The following is an 11,792-nucleotide window of genomic DNA, read 5'->3' on the forward strand; positions in this document are numbered from 1 at the left end:
CAGCGTGTTGTAATCTCTTAAGCACTCAACCGCAGCAGGGCCAGCGTCGTCCCTCTGTTCCACGCAGACGTTGACGACGGGAGTGACTACATGCCTGCTGCCCGCCTTGGCCTTCCCGGAGGTCTCCCCGAGCCCCAGGGACTCTACGACCCCGCATTCGAGCACGATGCCTGTGGCGTGGCCATGGTCGCGGACGTGCGGGGCCGCCGCAGCTACGACATCGTCGCCAAGGCACTGACCGCGCTCCGCAACCTCGACCACCGGGGTGCCAGCGGCAGCGAGCCGGACACCGGCGACGGTGCGGGCATCCTCACCCAGATCCCCGACGCGTTCTTCCGCGCGGTCGCGAACTTCGCGCTGCCGCCCGAGGGCGCCTACGCCGCGGGCACCGCGTTCCTGCCGCAGGACGAGCAGGCCAGGCGGACCGCGATCGGCCTCATCGAGCAGATCGCCGCCGAGGAGGGCGTCACCGTCCTCGGCTGGCGCGACCTGCCGGTGGACCGCGACCTGCCCGGCGCCACCGCGCGGGCGGTCATGCCCCACTTCGCCCAGCTGTTCGTCACCTCGCCCGGCGGCGAGACCGGCGTCGACCTCGACCGGATCGTGTTCGCCTTCCGCAAGCGGGCCGAGCACGAGGCGGACGTGTACTTCTCCTCGCTGTCCTCGCGGACCATCGTCTACAAGGGCATGCTGACCTCGTTGCAGGTCGAGCCGTTCTTCTCCGACCTGTCCGACGAGCGCTACGTCAGCGCCATCGCGCTGGTCCACTCGCGCTTCTCGACCAACACCTTCCCCTCCTGGCCGCTGGCCCACCCGTACCGGTACGTCGCGCACAACGGCGAGATCAACACCGTGCGCGGCAACCGCAACTGGATGCGCGCCCGCGAGGCGATGCTCGCCAGCGGCCTCATCCCGGGCGACCTGCGGCGGCTGTTCCCGATCTGCGACCCCGACGGCTCCGACACCGCCTCGTTCGACGAGACGCTGGAGCTGCTGCACCTCGGCGGCCGGTCGCTGCCGCACGCCGTGCTGATGATGATCCCGGAGGCGTGGGAGAACCACACCGAGATGGACCCGGCCCGCCGGGCCTTCTACGAGTTCCACTCCACGCTGATGGAGGCGTGGGACGGCCCCGCGTCCATCACCTTCTCCGACGGCACGCTGGTCGGCGCGGTCCTCGACCGCAACGGCCTGCGCCCGGGCCGGTTCTGGGTCACCGACGACGGCCTGGTCGTGCTCGCCTCCGAGGCCGGCGTGCTGTCCGACATCCCGCAGGAGAAGGTCGTCCGCAAGGGCCGCCTGCAGCCTGGCCGCATGTTCCTCGTGGACACCGCGCGCGGCCGGATCATCGAGGACGACGAGATCAAGGCCGACCTCGCCGCCGCCGAGCCGTACGGCGAGTGGCTGCACGCGGGCCTGGTCCGCTTCGAGGAGCTGCCCGAGCGCGAGCACGAGCACCCCACCCACGAGGCGCTGGTCAAGCGGCAGCAGACCTTCGGCTACACCGAGGAGGAGCTGCGGGTCATCCTCACGCCGATGGCGAAGAACGGCGCCGAGCCGATCGGCTCGATGGGCACCGACACCCCGGTCGCCGTCCTGAGCGAGAAGCCGAGGCTGCTGTTCGACTACTTCAGCCAGCTGTTCGCGCAGGTCACCAACCCGCCGCTGGACGCCATCCGCGAAGAGCTCGTCACCTCGCTGCAGTCGACGATCGGCCCCGAGGGCAACCTGCTCGACCCCGGCCCGGCCTCGTGCCGCCGGCTCGTGCTGCCCTACCCGGTGATCGACAACGACGAGCTCGCGAAGATCGTCCACATCAACGACGAGGGTGCGCTGCCCGGCTTCCAGCCGTACGTCGTGTCCGGCCTGTTCGACGCGGCCGGCGGCGGCGAGGCGCTGGTGCGGCGGCTGGAGGAGATCCGCCAGGAGGTCTCCCGGGCCATCGAGGACGGCGCGCGCATCATCGTGCTGTCCGACCGCGGCTCCTCCCGCGAGCGGGCGCCGATCCCGTCGCTGCTGCTCACCGGCGCGGTGCACCACCACCTCATCCGGGAGAAGTCCCGCACCCGCGTCGGTCTCGTCCTGGAGACCGGCGAGGCCCGCGAGTGCCACCACATGGCCCTGCTCATCGGCTACGGCGCCAGCGCGATCAACCCCTACCTCGCGCTGGAGACGGCCGAGGACATGGTCGCCACCGGCCGGCTCGACATGGACCCGCGCAAGGCCGTGCGCAACCTGATCAAGGCGTACGGCAAGGGCGTGCTGAAGGTCATGTCCAAGATGGGCGTGTCGACGGTCGCCTCCTACACCGGCGCGCAGATCTTCGAGGCACTCGGCCTCGGCGCCGAGGTCATCGACCAGTGCTTCACCGGCACCACCTCCCGCCTCGGCGGCGTCGGCTTCGACGTGCTCGCCGCGGAGGCGCTGGAGCGGCACGCGCGGGCCTACCCCCGCGCGGAGAACCCGCACCGGCGGCTGGAGGTCGGCGGCGAGTACCAGTGGCGCCGCGAGGGCGAGCCGCACCTGTTCAACCCGACCACCGTCTTCAAGCTGCAGCACTCCACCCGCACCCGCCGGTACGAGATCTTCAAGGAGTACACGTCCCTGGTGGACGGGCAGTCCGAGAAGCTCATGACGCTGCGCGGCCTGTTCAGGCTGCGCCCCGCCGGCGCGCCCGTGCCGATCGACGAGGTCGAGCCGGTCGAGTCGATCGTCAAGCGGTTCTCCACCGGCGCCATGTCGTACGGCTCGATCTCGATGGAGGCGCACGAGACGCTGGCCATCGCGATGAACCGGCTCGGCGCCAAGTCGAACACCGGTGAGGGCGGCGAGGACCCCGAGCGGCTGCACGACCCCGAGCGGCGCAGCGCGATCAAGCAGGTGGCCTCCGGTCGCTTCGGCGTGACCAGCGAGTACCTCGTCAACGCCGACGACCTGCAGATCAAGATGGCGCAGGGCGCCAAGCCCGGCGAGGGCGGCCAGCTGCCCGGCCACAAGGTGTACCCGTGGATCGCCAAGACCCGGCACTCCACGCCCGGCGTCGGCCTCATCTCGCCGCCGCCGCACCACGACATCTACTCGATCGAGGACCTGGCCCAGCTCATCCACGACCTGAAGAACTCCAACCCGCGGGCCCGCGTCCACGTGAAGCTGGTCGCCGAGGTCGGGGTCGGGACCGTGGCGGCGGGCGTCAGCAAGGCCCACGCCGACGTCGTGCTGATCTCCGGCCACGACGGCGGCACCGGCGCCTCCCCGCTGACCTCGGTCAAGCACGCGGGCGCCCCCTGGGAGCTCGGCCTGGCCGAGACCCAGCAGACGCTGCTGCTCAACGGCCTGCGCGACCGCATCGTCGTCCAGGCCGACGGCCAGCTCAAGACCGGCCGCGACGTCGTCATCGCGGCGCTGCTCGGCGCCGAGGAGTACGGCTTCGCCACCGCTCCGCTGGTGGTCTCCGGCTGCGTCATGATGCGGGTCTGCCACCTCGACACCTGCCCGGTGGGCGTGGCCACGCAGAACCCCGAGCTGCGCAAGCGGTTCAGCGGCAAGCCCGAGTTCGTGGTGAACTTCTTCGAGTTCATCGCCCAGGAGGTGCGCGAGTACCTCGCCGAGCTCGGCTACCGCTCGCTGGACGAGGTCATCGGGCGGGCCGACCTGCTCGACACCACCCGCGCGGTCGAGCACTGGAAGGCCTCCGGCCTCGACCTGTCGCCGATCCTGCACCAGCCGGAGCTGCCCGAGGGCACGCCGCGGCGCAAGGTCGTCGAGCAGGACCACGGGCTCGACAAGGCGCTGGACAACACGCTGATCCAGCTCGCCGAGGGCGCGCTGAACTTCGGCGACCCGGTCACGCTGGAACTGCCCATCCGCAACGTCAACCGCACGGTCGGCACGATGCTCGGCCACGAGGTGACCAAGCGGTACGGCGGCGCCGGCCTGCCGGACAACACGATCGACGTGTCGTTCACCGGCTCGGCGGGCAACTCGTTCGGCGCGTTCGTGCCGCGCGGCGTCACGCTGCGGCTCACCGGCGACGCCAACGACTACCTCGGCAAGGGCCTGTCGGGCGGCCGCATCGTCGTCCGGCCGCACCCCGACGCGCCGTTCGAGGCCGAGACGCAGGTCATCTCCGGCAACGTCGGCCTGTACGGCGCGACGTCCGGCGAGGTCTTCGTCCGCGGCATCGTGGGCGAGCGGTTCTGCGTCCGCAACTCGGGCGCGACCGCCGTCGTCGAGGGCGTGGGCGACCACGGCTGCGAGTACATGACCGGCGGCAAGGCCGTCGTCCTCGGGGCGACCGGCCGCAACTTCGCGGCCGGCATGTCGGGCGGTGTCGGGTACGTGCTCGACCTGCGGCCCGAGCGGGTCAACCGCGAGATGGTCGAGCTGGAGGCGCTGGACGACGAGGACGCCGAGTTCCTTCGGGACATCGTCGAAAGGCACCTGGCGGAGACCGGCTCCACGGTCGCCAAGGCGCTGCTGGAGGACTGGGACGCCGCGCTCGGCCGGTTCGTCAAGGTCATGCCGTCCGACTACAAGCGGGTCCTGCTGGCGCGGGCCGCCGCGGAGGCCGAGGGCCGGGACATCGACGAGGCCGTCATGGCCGCGGCCCACGGGTGACGCCGATGCGAATCACCACAACCATCACCGTTCAGCGATAAAGGGGGGTACACCGATGGCTGACCCGAAGGGGTTCCTGACACACGGGCGCGAGCTGCCGGCGCGCCGCCCGGTGGACGTGCGCATCCGCGACTGGCGTGAGGTCTACGAGGACTTCCCCACGCCCGCGCTCACCAAGCAGGCGGCCCGCTGCATGGACTGCGGCATCCCGTTCTGCCACAACGGCTGCCCGCTCGGGAACCTCATCCCCGAGTGGAACGACCTCGTCTACCGCGACGACTGGCGTGAGGCGATCGAGCGGCTGCACGCGACCAACAACTTCCCGGAGTTCACCGGCCGCCTGTGCCCCGCGCCGTGCGAGTCGGCGTGCGTCCTCGGGATCAACTCCGACCCCGTGGCGATCAAGCGGGTCGAGGTCGAGATCATCGACCGCGCCTTCGCCGAGGGCTGGGTCACCCCGCAGCCCCCGGCCGCCAAGACCGGCAGGAAGGTCGCGGTCGTCGGCTCGGGGCCGGCTGGCCTCGCCGCCGCCCAGCAGCTCACCCGCGCCGGGCACGACGTCGTCGTGTTCGAGCGGGCCGACCGGATCGGCGGGCTGCTCCGCTACGGCATCCCCGAGTTCAAGATGGAGAAGCGGCACGTCGACCGCCGCATCGCCCAGATGGAGGCCGAGGGCACCGAGTTCCGCACCGGCGTCAACGTCGGTGTGGACGTCACCGTGGCCCGGCTCCGCGAGGAGTTCGACGCCGTCGTGCTGGCGGGCGGCGCCACGGCCTGGCGCGACCTGCCGGTGCCCGGTCGCGAGCTCAAGGGCGTCTACCAGGCGATGGAGTATCTCCCGCCGGCCAACAAGGTCCAGGAGGGCGACTACGCCGAGTCGCCGATCTCGGCCGAGGGCAAGCACGTCGTCGTGATCGGCGGCGGCGACACCGGCGCCGACTGCATCGGCACGGCGATCCGCCAGGGCGCCCTGTCGGTGACCCAGCTGGAGATCATGCCGCGGCCCCCGGCGGCCCGTCCGGGCAGTCAGCCGTGGCCGACGTACCCGATGCTGTTCAAGATGGAGAGCGCCCACGAGGAGCTGGAGGCCGGGGCGGGCGACCGCGTGTACGCGGTGTCCACCACCGAGTTCGCGGGCGACGACGAGGGCAACGTGCGGGCGCTGCGCCTGGTCGAGGTCGAGGGCCCGGCGGCGGGGTTCACGCCGATCCCCGGCACCGAGCGGGAGATCCCGGCCGAGCTGGTGACGCTCGCCATGGGCTTCCTGGGCCCGGAGAAGGGGCCGCTGCTGAACGACCTCGCGGCGCTGTCCGGCGACCCCGAGTCGTTCTTCGACGCCCGGGGCAACGTGGCCAGGAACGCGTCGTACCAGACGTCGGTCGAGGGCGTCTTCGCGGCCGGCGACATGGGCCGGGGCCAGTCGCTGATCGTGTGGGCGATCGCCGAGGGCCGATCGGCGGCGGCGGCGGTGGACCGCTACCTGAGCGGGCGGACCGTCCTGCCCGTTCCCATTCCGCCGACCGCGCGGCCTCTCGTCTGAGATGTGACCCGCCGCCGTGGTCCCAGGGGACCGGACCACGGCGGTCGGGGTGTAGGGGATAAAGCGGGCATATCCCTTTTCGGGGGGCCGGGTTGCGAGTGCGCACGGCCGCCGGGGAGGATGCTGAGCCCGGATCGAGGGACCCCGGCGCAGGGGTCCCGCAACCGAGGAGGATCGTTGCACGCACGGGGGCGGCTCGCCGGGGCCATCATGTCCATCACCATGCTCGGCGGGCTGGGGGCCGCGGCACTGCCGGGGGCGGCGTCCGCGACCGAGCCCGCGCAGAACTACCTGGTCTTCTACAAGGACGGCGGCCGCGACGCCGCGCAGCGGGCGGCCGAGGCCGCCGGAGGAACGGTCCAAGGGAGGGACGACAAGCTCGGCTACCTCGTCGTACGCGCGTCCGACCCCGAGAGGATCGGCGCCGACCCCTCCGTGGTCGGCGTCACGCTCGACCGTCCCATCGGCAAGGCCGCCGGCGCACCCGTCGCCTCCGCCGCCCGGCCTGTGGACCACGCGGCGGGCGGCGCCGCCCGGCGGGCGCCCGGCGGCGACCCGCTGTCGGACCGCCAGTGGGACATGAAGATGATCGGCGCCACCCCCGCCGGGTCGTACGCCAAGATGCGGGGCAGCCACAAGGTGCTGGTGGGCGTCATCGACACCGGAGTCGACGGCAAGCACCCCGACATCGCGCCCAACTTCAACCGCGCGCTCAGCCGCAACTTCGTCATCGACCAGCCCACCGACGAGAACGGCAAGCAGCTCGACGGGCCCTGCGAGCACAAGGGCTGCAAGGACCCCGCCGACGTCGACGACGACGGCCACGGCACCCACGTCGCGAGCACGATCGGCTCGCCGATCAACGGCCTCGGCGTCAGCGGAGTCGCCCCCGACGTGTCGCTGGTCAACCTCCGCGCCGGCACCGACTCGGGCTTCTTCTTCCTCAAGCCCACGATGGACGCCCTGGAGTACGCCGCCGACGTGGGCGTCGACGTGGTCAACATGAGCTTCTACGTCGACCCCTGGACGTTCAACTGCGCCGCCAACCCGGGCGACACGACCAGGGAGAGCCTGGAGCAGCGGGGAATCCTGGAGGGCATGCGCCGCGCGGTCAAGTACGCCCGCGCGCACGGCGTCACGATGATCAGCGCCATCGGGAACGAGGGCCTCGACCTCGGCAAGCCGAAGACGGACGCCTCCAGCCCGGACTACCCCAAGGGCCACGAGAAGAAGCGAACCATCGACAACACCTGCCTCAACGTCCCGGCCGAACTCGACGGCGTCATCTCGGTGTCCTCCGTCGGCCCGAGCGGCCGCAAGGCGCCGTACTCCGACTACGGCGTCGAGCAGACCGACATCGCCGCGCCGGGCGGTGACATGTTCGACAGCGGCACCGGTCTTCAGGGCGCGAGCCGGGAGATCCTGGCCGCCGCTCCCGAGAACGTCATGCGTGCCAAGGGTCTCATCGACGCCGCGGGCAAGCCGAAGACGTCCTCGGTGATCCGCGAGTGCCACGACGGGAAGTGCGCCTACTACCAGTACATGGAGGGCACCTCGATGGCCGCGCCGCACGTCACCGGAGTGGCGGCGCTGATCATCGGGCGGTTCGGCAAGCCGGGCAAGGGCGGGCTCCAGATGGACCCCGCCCAGGTTGAGCGCCTGCTGTACGCGACGGCGACCCCGAAGGGCTGCCCCACCCCCCGGACCCACCGGTACGGCACGGGCGAGACCCAGCTCTGCGAGGGTCCCGGGGCGAAGAACGGCTTCTTCGGCCACGGCCTGGTCGACGCGGCACGGGCCGCCACCGTCTCGCCCTGATCCCTCGAACGCCGCCCTGAGTGGCCGGCCCTGGTCGCGTGCCCGTCTCCCGGGCCGGTCGCGCGATCGCGGCGTCCTGGCGAGCGTGGTGTCCATCCGGGTCGGCGGGAGCGTCGCGAACGCGCCGGTGACGAGCTGGACGTCCCGGAAGCGCACCGGTGTGTCGGTGTCGTCGCGCACGGAGATCTCCAGCTCGTGGGACGTCTCGTCGCTGCGCCATCGGTTGAGCGACACGGAAACGCCCGACGGCGGCGCGTCCGATTCGGTACCCTGGCCTCCGCACGCCGCCAGGGTGAACAGCGCCGTTATTACCCCCCAGGTCCGGGTACGTCCCAAGGCTGCCAAGGCTAGGGCACGCGGATGATCGCGTGAAGTGTCTGAACATTTGGCGACAGCTGTGTGCGCGTCATTGCAAGTGGTCTGTACCAATTAGGGTAGTGCTGTGAGTCGTCGAGCAAAGATCGTCTGTACCCTCGGGCCCGCCACCTCCTCGCCGGAGCGCCTACGCGAGCTCATCAAGGCGGGCATGAACGTGGCCCGCTTCAACCTCTCGCACGGCAGCCACGAGCTGCACAAGGAGGTGTTCGACCGGGTCAGGGCCGCCGCCGACGAGCTGGGCTGCGCCGTCGGGGTCCTCGCCGACCTGCAGGGCCCCAAGATCCGCGTCGGCCGCTTCGCCTCCGGCCCCGTACGGCTCGGCTACGGCGACGTCTTCACCATCACCACCGAGGACGTCCCCGGCGACCGTGACATCGTCTCCACGACGTACGAGGGCCTTCCGGGCGACGTCAAGCCCGGTGACACGATCCTCGTGGACGACGGCCGGCTGAACTTCGAGGTGACCGCCGTCGAAGGGCCGCGCGTCGTCACCCGTGTCGTCATCGGCGGCATGATCTCCGACAACAAGGGCCTCAACCTCCCCGGCGTCGCCGTCAGCGCTCCCGCGCTCACGGAGAAGGACGAGGAGGACCTGCGCTGGGCGTTGCGCACCGGCTTCGACATGATCGCCCTGTCGTTCGTCCGGTCGGCGGACGACGCCACGCTCATCCACGCGATCATGGAGGAGGAGGGCGTCCGCCTCCCGGTCCTCGCGAAAATCGAGAAGCCGCAGGCCGTCGACCACCTCGAGGAGATCGTCGACGCCTTCGACGGCGTGATGGTCGCCCGCGGCGACCTCGGCGTCGAGCTCCCGCTGGAGCAGGTGCCGATCGTCCAGCGCCGCATCATCGAGCTGTGCCGGGAGAAGGCCCACCCCGTGATCGTGGCCACCCAGATGCTCGACTCGATGATGAGCGCCCCGCGGCCCACCCGCGCCGAGGCGTCCGACGTCGCGTACGCGGTGATGGACGGTGCGGACGCGGTGATGCTGTCCGGCGAGACCTCGGTCGGCACCTACCCGATCGAGTCGGTCTCCACGATGGCCCGCATCGCGGTCGCCGCGGAGGGCACCTACCTGCAGGCCACCCACACGCTGGAGCGCCTGCCCGAGACGACCGGCGGCGCCATCGCCCGGGCCGCGGCCGAGGTCGGCGCCATCGTCGGGGCCAAGGCCCTGGTGGCGTTCACGATGTCCGGGGAGACCGCCCGGCGGTTGGCCCGCTACCGCTCGCCGATCCCGCTGCTGGCGTTCACCTCCAACCCGCAGGTGCGCGGCCAGCTCGCGCTGACCTGGGGCGTCGAGACGTTCGAGGTGCCGTTCGTCCACCACACCGACGACATGGTCCGTCAGGTGGAGGCGTCGCTGCTGTCGCTGGGCGTGTGCGAGAAGGGCGACAAGGTCGTCGTCGTCGCAGGCTCCCCGCCCGGCAACCACGGCTCCACCAACGCGCTGCGGGTCCACACGATCGGCTCGGCGGTCGCCCACCCGTCGTCCTGACGCCGGTTTCCCCAGGGCCGCGGGCCTGGGGCACCCGGCGGCGGGGGAAAACCCCTTGAAGGCGCGGCGCCCTTCGACGGAGCATGGCAGGAGCGAGTCGATCCGTCCTGTCAGACGCCGGAGGAGCGCTGCGCCCGTTGATGGCATCCCGCCAGGCACCCGAGCCTGATGTCCGCCTGTCGTCATGGCGCTCGCTGTGGCGGTTGAGGTCCTACCTGCGCCCGTACGTGCCCAGCCTGGTGGTTTCCTGGCTCGCGGCGCTGCTCGGGATCGCCGCCGGCACGGTGATCCCGCTGGTGAGCAAGGAGATCATCGACGGTCCGGTGGCCCACGGGGACCTCGCCGGGCTGATCCCGCTCGGGCTGCTGGCCCTCGGCCTCGGCGTCGCCGAGGCCGTTCTCACGTTCGTCCGCCGGTGGTCGCAGGCCGGGCCGGTCCTCGGCCTCGAGACCGCCATCCGCGACGACCTCTACCGGCACCTCCAGCGGCTGCCGATGGGCTTCCACGACCGTTGGCAGTCGGGTCAGCTGCTGTCCCGGGCGACGACCGACCTGTCGACGATCCGCCGGTTCCTCGGCTTCGGCGTGCTGTTCCTCATCATGAACATCCTGCAGCTCACCGCGGTCACCGTGGTGCTCCTGCGGATGTACTGGCCGCTCGGCCTGCTCGTCGCCGTCTCCGCCGTCCCGGTCGTCGTCCTGTCGCTGCGGTTCGAGCGGCGCTACATCGTCATCTCCCGGCAGGTGCAGGACCAGCAGGGCGACCTCGCCACGCTGGTCGAGGAGTCGGCCGTGGGAGTCCGCACGGTCAAGGCGTTCGGCCGGCGCGAGCACGTCTTCGCGAGCTACGCCTCCGCCGCCCGCGAGATCCGCCGCACCTCCCTGGCGAAGGTGCGGCTGGCCTCCCGGTTCTTCACCTTCCTCGAAGTCGTGCCGAACGTCACACTCGCCCTGGTTCTGCTGCTCGGCGCGATCGCGGTCGGCGCCGGCGCGCTGACGCTCGGCACCCTGGTCGCCTTCACCACGCTGGTCCTGCAGCTCGTCTGGCCGGTCGCCTCGCTCGGCTACATCCTCGCCATGGGCCAGGAGGCCATGACCTCCGCCGATCGGGTGGTCGAGGTGCTCGACACGGTGCCCGCGATCAGCGGCGGCCCGGCGGTCATCGACCGCCCGCGCGGCCTCGTGCGCTTCGAGGGCGTGGAATTCCGGTTCCCGGGGGCCGGCCGTCCGCTGCTGCGCGACGTGTGGCTGGAGGTGCGGCCAGGGGAGACCGTCGCGCTGGTGGGGGCCACCGGGTCGGGCAAGACGACGCTGACCGCGCTCGTGCCCCGCCTGCTCGACGTCACCGCCGGGCGCGTCACGATCGACGGGCACGACGTGCGGGACCTGTCGCTGACCTCGCTGCGCTCGGTGGTCGCCACCGCGTTCGAGGAGCCGACGCTGTTTTCGATGAGCGTGCGCGAGAACGTCACGCTCGGCCACGGCGACGCCTCCGAGGAGGAGATCAGGCAGGCACTGGAGATCGCGCAGGCGACGTTCGCCTACGACCTGCCGTGGGGGCTCGACACCCGCATCGGAGAGCAGGGAATGTCGCTGTCGGGCGGTCAGCGGCAGCGGCTCGCGCTGGCCAGGGCGATCCTCGGCCGGCCACGGGTGCTCGTCCTCGACGACACCCTGTCGGCGCTCGACGTGGAGACCGAGGCGCTGGTGGAGGAGGCGCTGCGGCGGGTGCTCGCCGAGGCCACCGGCATCGTCGTGGCGCACCGCGCCTCGACCGTGCTGCTCGCCGACCGGGTGGCGTTGCTGCGCGACGGCACCGTCACGCACGTCGGCCGCCACGGCGACCTGCTGTCGGCCGTGCCGGAGTATCGCGAACTGCTCGCCCAGGACGCCGACCTCGACCCCGAGGGATCGATGCGATGAGCCGCGAAGCGGGCAACAC

5 protein-coding genes are annotated in these 11,792 nt (G+C 71.4%); all 5 read left to right on the forward strand.

Annotation, left to right across the window (positions count from 1 at the left end):
* The first annotated feature begins 90 nt into the window (after positions 1 to 90).
* The 5 genes from gltB (at position 91) to ACQPZZ_RS15300 (ending at position 11,773) form a co-directional block, all read left to right on the forward strand.
* Positions 91 to 4,617, forward strand: a complete 4,527-nt coding sequence (gene gltB / locus ACQPZZ_RS15280) for a glutamate synthase large subunit (RefSeq protein WP_432932590.1) — start codon at positions 91 to 93, stop codon at positions 4,615 to 4,617.
* Between the two features lie 55 nt (positions 4,618 to 4,672).
* Positions 4,673 to 6,157 carry a glutamate synthase subunit beta gene (locus tag ACQPZZ_RS15285; protein ID WP_432932592.1) on the forward strand — a complete coding sequence of 495 codons (1,485 nt, stop codon included), beginning with the start codon at positions 4,673 to 4,675 and terminating at the stop codon, positions 6,155 to 6,157.
* 177 nt (positions 6,158 to 6,334) lie between these two features.
* The gene (locus ACQPZZ_RS15290; RefSeq protein WP_432932594.1) at positions 6,335 to 7,975 is read left to right on the forward strand and encodes a S8 family peptidase; all 1,641 of its coding nucleotides are present in this window, start codon (positions 6,335 to 6,337) and stop codon (positions 7,973 to 7,975) included.
* A 442-nt stretch (positions 7,976 to 8,417) separates the two neighbouring features.
* The gene (gene pyk / locus ACQPZZ_RS15295) at positions 8,418 to 9,851 is read left to right on the forward strand and encodes a pyruvate kinase (RefSeq protein ID WP_363636631.1); all 1,434 of its coding nucleotides are present in this window, start codon (positions 8,418 to 8,420) and stop codon (positions 9,849 to 9,851) included.
* Between the two features lie 140 nt (positions 9,852 to 9,991).
* Positions 9,992 to 11,773 carry an ABC transporter ATP-binding protein gene (locus ACQPZZ_RS15300; protein WP_432932597.1) on the forward strand — a complete coding sequence of 594 codons (1,782 nt, stop codon included), beginning with the start codon at positions 9,992 to 9,994 and terminating at the stop codon, positions 11,771 to 11,773.
* Positions 11,774 to 11,792: the final 19 nt, after the last annotated feature.

The organism is Microbispora sp. CA-135349 (assembly GCF_050947365.1).
Classification (GTDB): domain Bacteria; phylum Actinomycetota; class Actinomycetes; order Streptosporangiales; family Streptosporangiaceae; genus Microbispora.